Raw genomic sequence first — 14,763 nt, 5'->3', positions numbered from 1 at the left:
ACGCGACGAGCGCTGACCACCGTACGACGTGACGAGGGCCGGTCCGGAGTTCCGGACCGGCCCTCGTGCCGCGCAGGGTGCTGATCAGTTACCGGCTGCGCCGCCTCCGCCGCCTCCGGCCTGGGAGACGAGCGCGGTGGCCGGAGCTTGCGGGGCCGGGGTGCCGGCCGACTTGCGGCCCCGGGAGAGTCGGCGCTGGACGTACTGGGCCAGCTTCGACAGCGAGTAGTTGACCAGGATGAAGATGGCGGCGATCACCACGTAGACCTGGATCGGGTTGTCCAGTACGCCGATGATCTGCTTGCCGATGTTGAGGGTTTCCTCGTAGCTGATGATGAAGCCCAGCGAGGTGTCCTTGAGCACCACGACGAGCTGGCTGATCAGCGCCGGCAGCATGATCCGGAACGCCTGGGGGAGCAGGATCATCCGGGTGGTCTGCGCGGGGGAGAGGCCGATCGCGGCGGCGGCCTCGGCCTGCCCGCCGGGTAGCCCCTCCATGCCGGAGCGGAGGATCTCGGCGATGACCACGGAGTTGTAGACGGTCAGGCCGATGACCAAATACCACAGCGTGTCGAAGGAGATGCCGAACTCGGGGAAGCCCCGGGCCACGAAGAAGATGGTGAGCACCACCGGCAGGCCCCGGAACACCTCGACGCAGACCCGGGTGACCGCCGAGAGCACGGCGCTGAGCCCGCGCAGCAGGTAGGCCAGCGGGGTGGCCAGCCCGGTGAAGCGCCGCCGGGTCAGGCTCTTGAGCTGGATCCGCAGCACTCCGAGCAGGGTGCCGACCACCAGCGAGGCGACGATGGCCAGCGCGGCGGCGGTCAGGGTGTTCTTGAGGCCGAGGCCGATCCGGTCCCACACCTGGGAGAAGTTCTCGTTGGAGGGGTCGACAAGCGGACCCCACAGCTCCATCGAGAACTGGCCCTTGTCGTCCAGCGGGCGGTAGATCAGGAAGTACGCCCCGACGGCCAGCAGCACGGTGGCGACGATGCTGCTGATCAGGGTGATCCGCCGTTGGCGGGGGCCGGGTACGTCGTACAGGACGCTGGTCTGCTGACTCATCGAGCCACCGCCTGTCGCTTCTCCAGCCGGTCGAGCAGGGCGCCGAGCGGCACGGTCATGATCAGGTAGCCGATCGAGATGCCGATGGCGACCGGGATGAAGGCGTAGCCCTCGGCGGAGGTGAGCTGGTCGGCACTCTGGGAGAGGTCGCCGACCACGCCGAAGAAGCCGATCAGCGCCGAGTTCTTGATCATCGCGATGATCACCGACCCGAGCGGCACCACCGAGGCCTTCCAGGACTGCGGCAGCACCACGTGCCGCAGGTTCTGACCGAAGGTCAGGCCGAGCGAGCGGGCCGCCTCGGCCTGACCGGCGGGCACCGCGTTCACCCCGGAACGCAGTGCCTCGCAGACGAAGGCGGCGGTGTAGAGCACCAGGGCGATCAGTGCGAAGCGGAAGTACGGCAGGTCGGTGCCGAGCCGGGTGAAGAGCGAGTCCAGCACGGGGATCCGCAGGAAGTCGGCGTTGGAGCCGAGCGCCGGCAGACCGAAGGCGGCGAAGAACATCACCACGGTCAGCGGCATGTTCCGGAAGATGTTCACGTAGGCGGTGCCGACGGCGCGCAGCGGTGGCACCGGCGAGATGCGTAGCACCGCCATGACGGCGCCCAGGATCAGGGCGCCGATCGCGGCGAGTACGCAGATCTGGAGGGTGAGCCAGAAACCACCCGCGAAGACGTCGAACTTGTCGATGAGCACACTCACGGGCCGGTGTTCCTCCCCACCCTCCAGATCGAGGTCAGATCAGTAACGGTTGACGGTGGGCGCGCTGCCCAGCTCCGCGCCGAACTTGCCGGCGGTGTCGTCCCACGCCTTCTTCCAGCTGCCGTCGTTGAACGCCTTCTCCAGCGTGTCGTTGATGAACGTGCGGAAGTCGTTGTCCTCCTTCTTCACCCCGATGCCGTACGGCTCCTTGGTGAAGTTCTCGCCGGCCAGCTTGAACGACGCCTCGTCCTTGGCGATGTAACCGAGCAGGATCACGTTGTCCGTGGTGACGGCGTCGACCTGGCCGCCCTTGAGGGCGTCGCGGCACTTGTCGTAGGTGTCGAAGAGCACCAGCTGGGTGCCGACGTCCTTGACGTGCTTCTTGATCTCCTCGGCCGGCGTGGAGCCGGTCACCGAGCAGACCTTCTTGGTGCCGTCCTTGAAGGAGTCCGGGCCGGTGATGGTGCTGTCGTCCTTCTTGACCAGGATGTTCTGGCCGGCCTCGTAGTACGGGCCCGCGAAGGCGATCCGCTCCTTGCGCTTGTCGTTGATCGTGTAGGTCGCCGCGACCAGGTCGACGGTGCCGTTGACGATGACGTCCTCACGGACCTTCGACGGCGTCTCGACGTACTCGATCTTGTCCTCGGGGATGCCCAGCTCCTTGACGATGAGCTTGGCGACCTCGACATCGAAGCCCTCCGGCTTGCCCGACAGGCCCTTCTGGCCGAAGCCGGGCTGGTCGAACTTGGTGCCGATCTTGATCTTCTGCGCCTTGTTGAGCTTCTCCATGGTGCTGCCGGCGGCGAAGGACTTGCTGCCGGAACCGGTGCCCTCGTCGGCGTCGTCGCCACCGCAGGCGGCCAGACCGAGCGCCAGAGTAGCCGCCGCGGCGACTGCCGCCACGCGCTTCATACGCATACTGATCTCCTTCTTCGTCGGAACCCACCGGGGGCCGGCGCGCTCCACTACGGACGCCTAGTGCGTGAGGATCTTGGAGAGGAAGTCCCGGGCCCGCTCGCTGCGCGGGTTGGCGAAGAACTCCGTCGGCGGGGCGTCCTCGACGAGCTGCCCGTCGGCCATGAAGATGACCCGGTTGGCGGCGTGCCGGGCGAAGCCCATCTCGTGGGTCACCACCACCATCGTCATGCCCTCGCCGGCCAGCGAGGTCATCACGTCCAGCACCTCGCCGACCATCTCCGGGTCGAGCGCGCTGGTCGGCTCGTCGAAGAGCATCGCCTTGGGCTGCATGGCCAGCGCGCGGGCGATCGCGGCCCGCTGCTGCTGGCCGCCGGAGAGCTGGGCCGGGAACTTGTCGGCCTGGTTGGCGATGCCGACCCGGTCGAGCAGGGCCAGGCCGCGCTCGCGGGCGGCGGCCGGCTTCTCCTTGCGGACCTTGATCGGCCCGAGGGTGACGTTCTCCAGGATGGTCTTGTGGGCGAAGAGGTTGAACGACTGGAAGACCATGCCGACCTCGCTGCGCAGCTTCGCCAGCGCCCGACCCTCGGCCGGCAGCGGCTGCCCGTCGAAGGTGATCGTCCCGTCGTTGATCGGCTCCAGCCGGTTGATCGCCCGGCAGAGCGTCGACTTGCCGGAGCCGGACGGCCCGATCACCACGACGACCTCACCCTTGCCGACGGAGAGTGACACGTCGTGCAGCACGTGCAGTGGGCCGAACCACTTGTTGACCCCGTCCAGCACGATCAGCGGTTCGCCGGTCGTCACGTCGTCCACCGTCCCTGTCGTCGTACCGGAAAGCGGGGTCGGTCGACCCCCGTGTTGGGCCACTGTAGGCGGGGCGACGTGGCGGATCGCAACTCAACGGGTCACGGAGAGGTAACACCGGTGTCGGGTGTGCGCCGACGTCCGAATTCCGTCGCCTGTCGGGTCCGTCGGGTGGCGGGCCGGTGGGGTGGCGGAGATCATGGGGGGATGACCGACCGGGTCCGCCTGACCGAGTACGCGCGTGGTGGCGGCTGCGCCTGCAAGATCCCACCGGGGGAGTTGGAGACCATGGTCGCCGGTCTCGGCCCGGCCACCGGCACCGCCGAGCTGCTGGTCGGCCTGGACCACGGCGACGACGCCGCTGTGGTCCGGCTGGACGAACGGACCGGCCTGGTCACCACCGCCGACTTCTTCACCCCGGTCGTCGACGACGCCTACGACTGGGGGCGGATCGCCGCCGCCAACGCCCTGTCGGACGTGTACGCCATGGGCGGCACCCCGCTTGTCGCGCTGAACCTGCTCTGCTGGCCCCGGGACACGCTGCCGCTGGAGCTGGCCCGGGAGGTGCTGCGCGGCGGTCAGGACGTGGCCCGCGAGGCCGGCTGCCACCTGGCCGGCGGGCACAGCGTCGACGACGACGGCCCGAAGTACGGCCTCGCCGTGACCGGGCTGGTCCGCCCCGAGGAGCTGATCACCCTGGACGCAGGCCGGGCCGGGCTGCCGCTGTCGCTGACCAAGCCGCTCGGCGTCGGGGTGCTGAACACCCGGCACAAGGCCACCGGTGTGGTCTCCGCCGAGGCGGTGGTGTCGATGACCACGCTCAACCGGGACGCCGCCCGCGCCGCCGTCGCGGCCGGCATCCGCTGCGGCACCGACGTGACAGGTTTCGGGCTGCTCGGGCACGCCTCGAAGCTGGCCCGGGCGAGCGGGCTGACGGTGGCGATCGACGCCGCCCGGGTGCCCTACCTGCCCGGTGCCCGGGAGGCGGTACGGGACGGGCACGTCAGCGGCGGCACCCGCCGCAACCTGGACTGGGTGCGCCCGTGGACCGGGTTCGGGTCGACAGGTGAGGCCGACCGGCTGCTGCTCGCCGACGCGCAGACCTCCGGCGGGCTGCTGGTCGCCGGCGAGGTGCCCGGCGGCACGGTGATCGGCGAGTTGCTGCCCCGGGGTGAGTCGATGGTCGTCGTCCGCTGACAGCCGGGGGTCGCGGCGGCGGTCGTGCGTCGATCGCCGTGCGCCGTCGTGGTGTGCCGAGCGCCGTGCTGCGGTCGCCGCGCCGGGTGGGCTGGGCCGTCGTGCCGGCTGTCTCGCCCGGGGCACCGTACCCGATAAACTGTCATCTTCCTGCCACTCCCAGCAATGGCAAGCTAGGAAATTTTGCCCGGAATGGTCACAGACCGGTAACTTGCCCCCGGTTGCGGTCATATGCCCCCCACCATCGTCAGTAAGGCCCGATCCGGAGGCCGGTGGGACTAACGCAGCGAGGAGGCGGCATGACCGAGCTGTGGAACTGGAGAATCGACCGGGCCGCACCCGTGGAGGTGTACCCGGCCCTGGCCGAGGCGCTCGGTCGGGTGGTGATGCCCCTGGCAGTGGCCGATCCGGCCCGGCTGCCCCGATACGCGGTGATCTGCGACGTCTGGGAGACCCCGGGGGAGTTCGGCACCATCGTCGACTGTTACGGCGTACCCGAGTCGCTGCCCGAGTTGCGCACGATCGCCGCGCTGGCCCGGCTGCTCGACCGGGACTGCCTGCTGACCGACGACACCCTCGACGCCGGCCGGCACCTGCTGGTCGCGCCGGGCGGCACGATCCGCCCGGTGCACTTCGAGGTCACCGAGACCGACGACGGCGAGGTGCTGTCCGCCCGCCGGCTCTGCACGCTGGCCCACCCGGCCTGCCGGGGCTGGTCGCGCTGCTGCCGTTCGCGCTGGGCGCCCGACTCGGTCAACCCCGCCCTGGCAGCCGCCTGACCCGCGCCGCCCACCCGGCCCGGCCATCCGCGCCGCCCACCCGGCTCCGTCACCGGGCCGGACGGCCCCGGCCGGGTTCGCCGTCCGGTTCCGCCGCGCGGTGGTTCAGGGGGTGGGGGTGGGGCGGGCGCCCCGGACCTGCAACTGGTCCAGCAGGGTCGCGGTGGCGGCGGTCACCGCCTGCACCGCCGCCTCGAACGCCGCGGCGTTGTGTGCGGCCGGGGCCCGGAAACCGGACACCTTCCGGACGTACTGCAACGCCGCCGCCTCGATGTCGGCCGGCGTGACCGTCGGGACGTACGGCTCACGCAGGGTCTTGATGCTCCGGCACATGGTTCCTCCATAAGGTTGTTGATCGTCTGGGTCTTCCCGGTCGGCCCGGGTCGGTCGGCCCGGATACGCTGTGCACGTCATGACTACCGCAGCGGCGGGCAGCCCGCGCACCTACCAGGTGCGCACCTACGGCTGCCAGATGAACGTGCACGACTCCGAGCGCATCTCCGGCCTGCTGGAACAGGCAGGTTACGTGCGGCTCGCCGAGGCCGACGCCAACCCGGACGTGGTGGTGTTCAACACCTGCGCCGTCCGGGAGAACGCCGACAACCGGCTCTACGGCAACCTCGGTCACCTGCGTCCCGTGAAGGACAGACACCCGGGGATGCAGATCGCCGTCGGCGGCTGCCTGGCCCAGAAGGACCGCGGCGACATCGTCCGCAAGGCACCCTGGGTGGACGTGGTGTTCGGCACCCACAACATCGGCTCGCTGCCGGTGCTGTTGGAACGGGCCCGGCACAACACCGCCGCCGAGGTGGAGATCCTCGAATCCCTCGACGTCTTCCCGTCCACCCTGCCCACCCGGCGCGAGTCGACGTACGCCGGTTGGGTGTCGATCTCGGTGGGCTGCAACAACACCTGCACGTTCTGCATCGTGCCCTCGCTGCGCGGAAAGGAGAAGGACCGCCGCCCCGGCGACGTCCTCGCCGAGGTGCGGGCGCTGGTCGCCGAGGGCGTGCTGGAGGTGACCCTGCTCGGGCAGAACGTCAACTCCTACGGCGTCGAGTTCGGCGACCGGTACGCCTTCGGCAAGCTGCTGCGCGCCTGCGGCGACATCGACGGGCTGGAGCGGGTCCGGTTCACCAGCCCGCACCCGAAGGACTTCACCGACGACGTGATCGCCGCGATGGCCGAGACCCCGAACGTCTGCCACTCGCTGCACATGCCGTTGCAGTCCGGCTCCGACGACGTGCTGAAGGCGATGCGCCGGTCGTACCGGTCCGAGCGCTACCTGGGCATCATCGACAAGGTCCGGGCGGCGATGCCGGACGCGGCGATCACCACCGACATCATCGTCGGTTTCCCCGGCGAGACCGAGGCCGACTTCCAGCAGACGCTGGACGTGGTGCGCGCGGCCCGGTTCTCCTCGGCGTTCACCTTCCAGTACTCCAAGCGCCCCGGCACCCCGGCCGCCACGATGCCCGACCAACTGCCCAAGCAGGTGGTGCAGGAGCGCTACGAGCGGCTGATCGCCACGGTCGAGGAGATCACCTGGGCGGAGAACAAGCGCCTGGTCGGCGAGACCGTCGAGGTGCTGGTCGCCGTCGGCGAGGGCCGCAAGGACGAGCGCACCGGCAGGCTCTCCGGCCGGGCCCGCGACGGCCGCCTGGTGCACTTCGCCACCGGCGCGAACAGCCAGCCCGGCCAGCCCGGCGCGATCAGGCCGGGGGACATCGTGCACACCACCATCACGTACGCCGCCCCGCACCACCTCAACGCCGACGGCGCCCCGCTGGCCCACCGCCGGACCCGGGCCGGTGACGCCGCCGAGGCGGGCCGCGCCCCGCGTACCCCCGGGGTGTCGCTCGGGTTGCCCACTGTGGGTGTGCCGGCCGCGCAGCCCGCGCCGACGACCGGCTGCGCCGCGCACTGACCCCTCGGGCCGGCGGCGGCCGGCCCGGTGAAAGGCCGGCTCGGGTCGGGGCCCGCCGCGACGGCGGACCCCGACCGGTGCGCGGTCAGACCGAGATGCGGCCCGCGCCGGCGCCCGCCGTCACGATGGACTTCACGCTGCTCGCGGTGTCCAGGGTGTACGGGTACGGGATGCCGGCGACGCTGCCGCCGGTCTGCCCGGCCGGCGAGTTGACGAAGTGGTTGTTGCGGGCCACCAGGCTGCCCGGCCCGGAGTCAGCCTCACCGAGGTGGTAAGTGTCCCTGACGTTCTCGAAGTAGTTGCCCGCGACGAGCACGCCGGCGCTCATGGTGGAGGCCACCCCGTAGCCGGCGTTGTTGTAGTAGTAGTTGTTGTAGACGTGCACCGGGTTGCCGAAACGGACCCGGGGGTTGCGCTGCTTGCTGCCGTCGTACCAGTTGTGGTGGTAGGTCACCCGCATCGGCACGGCTGATCCGGCGAGCGGGTCGGCATGGGTGATCCGGCGAGCGGGTCGCCGGCCGACGGAACGTCGACCGGCGACCCGGTTGCGGAACTACCAGCGGTTTCGGCTCAGCAGGCGGTGCCCTTGAGCTTCACCGAGGCCGGGGCGGCGGCCGTACCGTTGGCGGTGAAGCCCACGGTGACCGACGCGCCCGCCGCCAGGGACGGTGCGTAGCTCGGCCCGGCGGCGGTCACCGTCGTGCCGGACTGGGTGACTGTGGCGTTCCAGCCGCTGACCAGGGTGACCCCGGCCGGCCAGGCCCAGGTCACCGACCACGGGTTGACCGCCGACGAGCTGGTGTTCTTGACGGTCAGCTCGCCCTGGAAGCCGCCCTGCCACGCACTGACCTGCTTGTAGGTCGCGGTGCACCCACCGGCCGGCGGCGGCGTCGTGGTCGGCGGGGGCGTCGTGGTCGGCGGCGGCGGGGTGGTGGTCGGCGGCGGCGTCGGACCGGTGGTGGTCGGCGTCGGCGTCGGGGTGCCGGTCGGGTCGGTCCCGCCACCCACCGGCGCGATCAGGTACGGCTGGAGGATCGCCTGCTTGGCGGTGTTGATGTTGGTCCAGTCGTCAAGCGCGATGCCCCCGGTGTCCCCCGAGTTCGGGTTCCACGACCAGTAGGTGAAGGACATCCCGTTGACCCCGGTGCCGGTGTAGGCCATCAACTTCTCCAGCCACACCTTGTCCCGGGGGTCGGCCAGGGTGCTGCCGAACTCGCCCATCATGATCGGGGCGATGTTCTGCTTGTAGAGGTAACCCCAGTAGCGGTCCCAGACCGCCGGCAGGTTCGCCGGGAAGTCGGCGGCCTTGAACCACTCCTGCTCGTAGACGCTCGTGGCGTACTCGTGCGGCGAGTAGACCAGCCGGTTCGCCACGTTCAGCCGGACCGGGAACTGCCCGGCCTTGGACAGGTTGCCGCCCCACCAGCCGCAGTCCTCGTCGTTGCTGGTGTCGTTGTCCCAGACGTTCGACAGGCCGCCGCTGGGGCAGCTCACCCCCTCCACGAAGATCAGCCAGTTCGGCTGCACCCCGAGGATGGCGTTGCCGGCCCGCTCGGCGGCCAGCCGCCAGTCCCGGGCGGTGTCGCCGCAGCCCCAGCACGCACCGGTGGCGGCCGGGTTGGTGCCCTCGGCGTGCGGCTCGTTGTGCAGGTCCGCGCCGATCACCGTGGTGTTGCCGGCGTACCGCTGGGCCAGCATCTTCCAGTCGTTGAGCCAGGTCGCCTCGGAGACCGTCGGGGTGTACCAGAGCGGCGACTGCCCGGCCGATGTCGGCCGGTGTCGGTCCAGGATGACCCGCATGCCCTTGCTGCCGGCATAGTTGATCACCTTGTCGAGAATCTGCAACGGGGAGAGCCCGACCAGGTCCGGGTTGACGAAATCGTTGATCCCGCTGGCCGTCGCGCCCGGCTTCACCGAGTCGTTCGAGTACGGGACGCGCAGCGTGTTGTAGCCCAGGCTGGCCATCTTGTCGAGCTGCCCGCGCCATGGGTTGTTCGACCACAGACCGTGGAACGTCCGGTTGTCGGTCTCCATGCCGAACCAGTTGATGCCGGTCAGCCGTACCGTCGTGCCGGTGCTGTCGACGATCTTGTTGCCGTTGGTGTGCAGGTATCCGGTGCCGGTGCCGGCGGCGGACGCCGGGGCGGTGCCGACGGTGGCGGCGACGAGCACGCCGGTCGCTGCGGTGGCGAGCGCGGTGAGCGCGGCGCCGAGAATGCGGGGTCGGTACATACGGGCTCCACTTCGGATGCCCGACGTCGCCACGGCGACGCAGGGCGGAAAACCAGGGGAACGCCGGCCGCCGCCGCCCGTCCCGCCTTGCTGGGGGTACGCGGACAGTGCGCGGCATGCCGGGTCACGTGGACGCGGCCACTCGCTGCGTGTGCCCCGGCGACTCCCGACGACGATGTCCGTCGTCGGTGCCCTGGCGCCGGTGGGATCGACCTGGCTCTGCCGCCCATTCTGATCAGCCGACCTCGATGCGTCAACCGCTCCCCTCCCCACCTGCTCCCCGCCCCGCCCCACCCCGCCCGCCTGATGCGTCACGTCGTGCCACCGCCGCGCCGTGCCGTCAGTCCGCGCGCAGTTTCCTGGTTGTAGTGGCATCACAGCATCGGAATGCCACTACAACCAGGATCGAGCACGATCTTGTCGGGGTGGGATGTGGGGAAGCCCCCGCTCCCGAGGTGGGGAGCGAGGGCTTCCGAGGTGCGTGGAGGTCAGCCGGCCTGTTCGGCGAGCTGGAGGAACTGCCGCTTGGAGGCGAGCGCCTGCTCGGCCTCCTTGACCCGACGGGCGTCCCCGGCGGCCTGGGCCCGGGAGAGTCGCTCCTCGGCCTCGGCGACCTGCGTCCGCATCTGCGCGAGCAGCGGGTTGTCCTCCTTGGTGGTACGCCGCCAGGCCGAGTCCATCACCTCGCGTACCTTGTCGTCGATCGCCCGCAGTCGCCGCTCCAGGCTGGCGGCGGCCTCGCGGGGCACCCGGCCGGCCTCGTGCCACTGGGCCTGGATGTCGCGCAGCCTGGCCTGGGCGCCCTTCGGGTCGCCGTCGACGTCCAACGCCTCGGCCTCGACCAGCAGCGCCTGCTTGCGCTCCAGGTTGGCCCGCTGCTCGTTGTCCCGGGCCGAGAAGACCTCACTGCGCCGGGTGAAGAAGGCGTCCTGGGCGGCACGGAACCGCTCCCAGAGCTTCTGCTCCGACTCCTTGGCGGCGCGTGGGGCGGCCTTCCACTGGTTCATCAGCTCCTTGAGCTGGTTGGCGGTCGCCACCCAGTCGGTGGAGTCGGAGAGCTTCTCGGCCTCGGCGACCAGCTCCTCCTTGACCGTGTGCGCCTGCTTGCGCTGCTGGTCGAGGGAGGCGAAGTGCGCGCCCCGACGCCGGGTGAAGCCGTCCCGGGCGGCGGCGAACCGCTTCCACAGCTCACCGTCGGCCTTCTTGTCGACCCCACGGATGGTCTTCCACTCGTCGAGGATCTCCTTGAGCCGGTCGCCGGCGGTCTTCCAGCCGGTCGACTCGGCGGCCAGCGTCTCGGCCTCCTCGACCAGGGCGGTCTTACGGGCGAGCGCTTCACCCCGGGCCGCCTCCCGGGCGGCGCGGGCCTCACCGGCCTTCTCCTCGGCGACGACGGCGAGTTTGTCCAGCCGGGCGGCGAGGGCGTCGATGTCCCCGACGACGTGCGCCTCGGCCAGCGAGGCACGGATCCGTCGGACCGTGCTCAGCGAGCCACCCGCGTCGGCGGCGCCCGAGTTGAGTCGCGCCTCGGTCAGGTCCACCTCGGTGACCAGGTCGGCGAACCGGCGGGCGAAGTGGGCCAACCCCTCCTCGGGGGCGCCTGCCTGCCAGGAGCCGACCACCCGCTCACCCTCGCTGGTCTTCACGTACACGGTGCCGTCCGCGTCCACCCGTCCGAAGGCAGTCCAGTCGCTCATGTGCACATCCTCGTTCTCCCGGCGTCGACGGGAAACCCCCCGCGATCGCCGCCACGGCGCAGCCAACTTGCTCCCGGCATTGTCACAGGTCCGCCCCCGTCCGCGTCGAGCGCCTGTCTCTGACCGTGACCATACGGTGTCCTAGCACCCACACACAGGCTCCCTGGGGGGAGTGTCGCAATCAGCCGTACGCTGTACCGTACGGCGTACAGGATGCTTCCGCCCGGACGACGGGCGGGCGAGGAGGAGCAGGATGACCCAGTCCCACACCCGGATGACGCCCCCGGCCGACCCCGGGTTCGTGCCCGACACCGCCGATCTCGCCGAGCTGGACCAGTGGTTCCGCCACTACGACGCGCTGGCCGAGGCGGGCGACGTGGCCGGCACCGCCGAGCTGGCGATGTTCCCGCTCAACACGGTCACCGACGACGCGGCCGGCGAGGGTTCCGCCCGTCAGCTCGACCGGGCGGCCTACCTGGAGATGATGGGCGGCGTGCTCGGCGGCGGTGGCGATCTGCGGATGGAGAGCCGTCGCACGCCGTACTTCCTCACCCGCAGCCTGGCCGTGGTGCTCACCGAGGCCGAGTTCACCCTCGACGGCGAACGGCAGCGGGTGCGCTACGCCGACCTGCTGGTCCGCACCGGCGGGCAGTGGCGGTTCCAGACCATGGTCCAGGGAGGTTGGGGCGGCCAACCCGGCTGACCACCGACGGTGCCGACGAACCGGCCGGTGCGGGCGGGCCGGGCGGTGCCGACGAACCGGCCGGGGCAGGCGGGCCGGGCGGTGCCGGGCCGCTACCGTTGCCTGGTGCCCCTGCTCGCCGCGGCCGTCTGCCCGCATCCGCCGTTGATCGTGCCCGAGCTGGCCGGTGCCGCCGCGCCTGAGCTGGCGGAGCTGCGCGCCGCCTGTGCCGCCGCCGTCACCGACCTCTACGCCACCGGCGCGCGCACCGTCGTGCTGGTCGGCTCCGGCGGGCGCACCACCGAGCCGGGACTGCCCTGCCAGGGCAGCTTCACCCCCTGGGGCCTGCGCCTGTCGGTGCGCCTCGACACCTGGTCACCGGCCGCACAGGAGCGGGTCGAGGCACCAGCCGGGGAAGCGCGGGCCGAATCTTCGAGCGGGGAAGAGCGGGTCGAGTCACCGGCCGCGCAGGAGCGGTTCGAGGCGCCGGACGGAGACGGGCCGGTCGGGTCGTCGGGCGGTGTCGACGGTGACCGCCGGCTGCCGTTGAGTCTCCTGGTCGGGGCCTGGCTGGTCGACCGGGTCGCGCCGCCGACACGTACCGCCTGGCGGATGGTGAGCGTCGCACCGGACGAGCCGGCCGACCGGTGTGCCGCCGTCGGCGCCGGGCTCGGGGTGGACGGGCCGTGGGCCCTGCTGGTGCTCGGGGACGGGTCGGCCTGCCACGGCCCGAAGTCGCCCGGCTACGACGATCCGCGCGCCGGGGCGTACGACGAGGGGGTGGCTCGGGCCCTGGCCGACGCGGACGCCGACGCGCTGCTCGCCCTGGACCCGGCGGTGTCGGCGCAGCTGCGCGTCGCCGGCCGACCGGCCTGGCAGGTGCTGGCCGGCGCGGTCCACGCGGCCGGCGGCGACTGGCGCGGCGACCTGCGTCACCACTCGGCACCCTACGGCGTGGGCTACCTGGTGGCCTCCTGGGTGCGGACGGGCGGGGCGGCGCGGTGAGCGGCCCGGTCGTCGCCGTGGTCGGGCCGACCGCGGCGGGCAAGTCGGCGCTGAGCATCGCCCTGGCGCACGCCCTCGGCGGTGAGGTGGTCAACGCCGACTCGATGCAGCTCTACCGGGGCATGGACATCGGCACGGCCAAGCTCACCCCGGCCGAGCGGGATGGCGTGCCCCACCACCTGCTGGACATCTGGCCGGTCACCGAGCCGGCCAGCGTCGCCGAATACCAGCGGCTGGCCCGCGCGGCGGTCGACGACATCCTGGCCCGGGGGCGGGTGCCGCTCCTGGTCGGAGGTTCCGGCCTGTACGTGCGGGCGGTGCTCGAGCAGTTCGAGTTCCCCGGCACCGACCCGGCGGTACGCGGACGGTTGGAGGCGGAGCTGGCGCACCTCGGTCCGGCCCCGCTGTACGCCCGGCTGGCCGGGGCCGACCCGGTGGCGGCGGCCGGCATCCTGCCCGGCAACGGGCGACGGATCGTCCGGGCCCTGGAGGTGATCGAGCTGACCGGGGCGCCGTTCACCGCCTCCCTACCCGACCCGACCCCCTACTACCCGGCGGTGCAGCTCGGCGTCGACCTGGACACCGCGCTGCTGGACGAGCGGGTCGCCCGGCGGGTCGACCGGATGTGGGCCGACGGGCTGGTCCCCGAGGTCCGCGCGCTGTGCGGGCACGGCCTGGCCGACGGGCGGACGGCCAGCCGGGCGCTCGGCTACCAGCAGGTGCTGCGCTTCCTGGCCGGGGAGACCGACGAGGCGCAGGCGCATGACGAGACGATCCGGGCCACCCGGCGGTTCGTCCGGCGGCAACGCTCCTGGTTCCGCCGTGACAAGCGGATCCACTGGCTGGATCCGACGTCGCCGACGTTTGTCGACACTGCGCTGCGGGTGGTCGGCGAGCATCGGCGATGATGGGGGCGTGGAGTTCACCAAGGGCCATGGCACCGGCAACGACTTCGTCATCCTGCCCGACCCGGACGGCGCCCTCGACCTGACCCCCGGCCTGGTCGCCGGGATCTGTGACAGGCGGCGCGGCCTCGGCGGCGACGGCGTGCTCCGGGTGGTACGCGCGGCCAAGCACCCGGACGGGGTCGCCCTCGCCGACACGGCCGAGTGGTTCATGGACTACTGGAACTCCGACGGCTCGTCCGCCGAGATGTGCGGCAACGGGGCCCGGGTCTTCGTCCGCTACCTGCTGGCCACCGGGCTGGCCACGCCGGCTGACGGGATCCTGCCGGTGGCCACCCGCGCCGGCCTGGTGCGGGCCCGGGTCGACGGCGACACCATCGCCGTCGAGATGCGCCGCCCCCGGCTGTACGACGCGTCGCGCGCCGTCCTGGGCGGGCTCACCCTGCCCGGCGCGGCGGTGGACGTCGGCAACCCGCACCTGGTCTGCGCCCTGCCGACCGGTATCGACCTGGCCGACCTGGACCTCACCCGCGCGCCCGAGTTCGACCCCCGGGTCTTCCCGCACGGGGTGAACGTCGAGTTCACCGCCCCGGGCGACCCGGTGGACGGCGCCGACGGCCACGTGCTGATGCGGGTCTACGAGCGCGGCTCGGCCGAGACCCTCTCCTGCGGCACCGGAGCCTGCGCGGTCGCCGCCGTGGCCCTGCGCGACGCCGCCCGGGACACCGGCACGGTCACCGTCGACGTCCCCGGTGGCCGCCTCACGGTCACCGTCACGCCCGACTCCTGCTGGCTCTCCGGCCCCGCCGTCCTGCTCGCCACCGGCACCCTCTCCCTCCCCTGACCAC

At 71.7% G+C, this 14,763-nt stretch carries 15 protein-coding genes; 7 read left to right on the top strand and 8 right to left on the bottom strand.

The features are described 5' to 3' along the window. Positions 1–84: 84 nt before the first annotated feature. From AC0AIB_RS13055 to AC0AIB_RS13040, 4 genes are read right to left on the bottom strand one after another with little or no spacing between them, the layout of a single operon-like run. Positions 85–1,065, bottom strand: a complete 981-nt coding sequence (locus AC0AIB_RS13055) for an amino acid ABC transporter permease (RefSeq protein ID WP_465096739.1) — start codon at positions 1,063–1,065, stop codon at positions 85–87. After that, positions 1,062–1,769, bottom strand: coding sequence for an amino acid ABC transporter permease (locus AC0AIB_RS13050; RefSeq protein ID WP_328338856.1), 708 nt, complete (start codon positions 1,767–1,769; stop codon positions 1,062–1,064). Before AC0AIB_RS13050 ends, AC0AIB_RS13055 begins: the two co-directional genes overlap by 4 nt. Positions 1,770–1,808: 39 nt before the next feature. Then, entirely contained in the window at positions 1,809–2,687 is an 879-nt protein-coding gene (locus tag AC0AIB_RS13045) for a glutamate ABC transporter substrate-binding protein (protein ID WP_328338854.1), read from the bottom strand. Between the two features lie 57 nt (positions 2,688–2,744). Next, positions 2,745–3,500 (bottom strand): amino acid ABC transporter ATP-binding protein, encoded by a 756-nt coding sequence (locus AC0AIB_RS13040; protein WP_328338852.1) that lies wholly within the window; start codon positions 3,498–3,500, stop codon positions 2,745–2,747. Between the two features lie 198 nt (positions 3,501–3,698). Between AC0AIB_RS13040 and selD the strand changes: the two genes are divergently transcribed. Both selD and AC0AIB_RS13030 read left to right on the top strand, forming a co-directional pair. Further along, positions 3,699–4,688 (top strand): selenide, water dikinase SelD, encoded by a 990-nt coding sequence (gene selD, locus AC0AIB_RS13035; protein ID WP_328338850.1) that lies wholly within the window; start codon positions 3,699–3,701, stop codon positions 4,686–4,688. Between the two features lie 299 nt (positions 4,689–4,987). Next, entirely contained in the window at positions 4,988–5,467 is a 480-nt protein-coding gene (locus tag AC0AIB_RS13030) for a hypothetical protein (RefSeq protein ID WP_328338848.1), read from the top strand. A 105-nt stretch (positions 5,468–5,572) separates the two neighbouring features. Here AC0AIB_RS13030 and AC0AIB_RS13025 read toward each other — a convergent pair whose 3' ends face one another. Then, positions 5,573–5,800 carry a DUF2277 family protein gene (locus tag AC0AIB_RS13025; protein ID WP_328338846.1) on the bottom strand — a complete coding sequence of 76 codons (228 nt, stop codon included), beginning with the start codon at positions 5,798–5,800 and terminating at the stop codon, positions 5,573–5,575. A gap of 79 nt (positions 5,801–5,879) precedes the next feature. On the opposite strand from AC0AIB_RS13025, the gene miaB reads away from it, so the two are divergent. Beyond that, positions 5,880–7,394 (top strand): tRNA (N6-isopentenyl adenosine(37)-C2)-methylthiotransferase MiaB, encoded by a 1,515-nt coding sequence (gene miaB, locus AC0AIB_RS13020; protein WP_328338844.1) that lies wholly within the window; start codon positions 5,880–5,882, stop codon positions 7,392–7,394. Between the two features lie 85 nt (positions 7,395–7,479). Here the strand turns inward: miaB and AC0AIB_RS13015 are convergent, their stop codons facing one another. From AC0AIB_RS13015 to AC0AIB_RS13005, 3 genes are all read right to left on the bottom strand, one after another. Further along, complete coding sequence (locus AC0AIB_RS13015) at positions 7,480–7,854, bottom strand: pectate lyase family protein (RefSeq protein WP_328348882.1); 375 nt, start codon at positions 7,852–7,854, stop codon at positions 7,480–7,482. Between the two features lie 110 nt (positions 7,855–7,964). Continuing rightward, positions 7,965–9,626 carry a cellulase family glycosylhydrolase gene (locus AC0AIB_RS13010; protein WP_465096738.1) on the bottom strand — a complete coding sequence of 554 codons (1,662 nt, stop codon included), beginning with the start codon at positions 9,624–9,626 and terminating at the stop codon, positions 7,965–7,967. Positions 9,627–10,114: 488 nt separating this feature from the next. Continuing rightward, a complete protein-coding gene (locus AC0AIB_RS13005; protein WP_328338840.1) occupies positions 10,115–11,323 on the bottom strand; it encodes a DUF349 domain-containing protein in 1,209 nt (402 codons plus the stop codon). Between the two features lie 253 nt (positions 11,324–11,576). Between AC0AIB_RS13005 and AC0AIB_RS13000 the strand changes: the two genes are divergently transcribed. The 4 genes from AC0AIB_RS13000 (at position 11,577) to dapF (ending at position 14,759) form a co-directional block, all read left to right on the top strand. Continuing rightward, a complete protein-coding gene (locus AC0AIB_RS13000) occupies positions 11,577–12,026 on the top strand; it encodes a hypothetical protein (RefSeq protein WP_328338838.1) in 450 nt (149 codons plus the stop codon). 102 nt (positions 12,027–12,128) lie between these two features. After that, entirely contained in the window at positions 12,129–13,010 is an 882-nt protein-coding gene (locus tag AC0AIB_RS12995; RefSeq protein ID WP_465096761.1) for a class III extradiol ring-cleavage dioxygenase family protein, read from the top strand. Further along, on the top strand, positions 12,980–13,918 hold the full coding sequence (gene miaA / locus AC0AIB_RS12990) for a tRNA (adenosine(37)-N6)-dimethylallyltransferase MiaA (RefSeq protein ID WP_442930836.1): 939 nt from the start codon (positions 12,980–12,982) through the stop codon (positions 13,916–13,918). The genes AC0AIB_RS12995 and miaA overlap by 31 nt, the downstream gene beginning before the upstream one ends. 7 nt (positions 13,919–13,925) lie before the next feature. Then, on the top strand, positions 13,926–14,759 hold the full coding sequence (dapF, locus tag AC0AIB_RS12985; protein ID WP_465096737.1) for a diaminopimelate epimerase: 834 nt from the start codon (positions 13,926–13,928) through the stop codon (positions 14,757–14,759). Positions 14,760–14,763 lie beyond the last annotated feature (4 nt).

The sequence above is a fragment of the Micromonospora sp. DSM 43699 genome (genome assembly GCF_055517075.1).
Note: the sequence above shows the minus strand (reverse complement) of the source record. Positions and strands in the feature narration are given on the sequence as shown.

What these genes read in the sequence shown, in the direction of transcription:
- miaB (WP_328338844.1), top strand. Translation starts at nt 5,880, where the DNA reads ATGACTACCGCAGCGGCGGGCAGCCCGCGCACCTACCAGGTGCGCACC.
- AC0AIB_RS13000 (WP_328338838.1), top strand. Translation starts at nt 11,577, where the DNA reads ATGACCCAGTCCCACACCCGGATGACGCCCCCGGCCGACCCCGGGTTC.
- AC0AIB_RS13015 (WP_328348882.1), bottom strand. Translation starts at nt 7,854, where the DNA reads ATGCGGGTGACCTACCACCACAACTGGTACGACGGCAGCAAGCAGCGC.
- AC0AIB_RS13005 (WP_328338840.1), bottom strand. Translation starts at nt 11,323, where the DNA reads ATGAGCGACTGGACTGCCTTCGGACGGGTGGACGCGGACGGCACCGTG.
- AC0AIB_RS13045 (WP_328338854.1), bottom strand. Translation starts at nt 2,687, where the DNA reads ATGCGTATGAAGCGCGTGGCGGCAGTCGCCGCGGCGGCTACTCTGGCG.
- AC0AIB_RS13010 (WP_465096738.1), bottom strand. Translation starts at nt 9,626, where the DNA reads ATGTACCGACCCCGCATTCTCGGCGCCGCGCTCACCGCGCTCGCCACC.
- AC0AIB_RS13030 (WP_328338848.1), top strand. Translation starts at nt 4,988, where the DNA reads ATGACCGAGCTGTGGAACTGGAGAATCGACCGGGCCGCACCCGTGGAG.
- AC0AIB_RS13055 (WP_465096739.1), bottom strand. Translation starts at nt 1,065, where the DNA reads ATGAGTCAGCAGACCAGCGTCCTGTACGACGTACCCGGCCCCCGCCAA.
- AC0AIB_RS13025 (WP_328338846.1), bottom strand. Translation starts at nt 5,800, where the DNA reads ATGTGCCGGAGCATCAAGACCCTGCGTGAGCCGTACGTCCCGACGGTC.
- selD (WP_328338850.1), top strand. Translation starts at nt 3,699, where the DNA reads ATGACCGACCGGGTCCGCCTGACCGAGTACGCGCGTGGTGGCGGCTGC.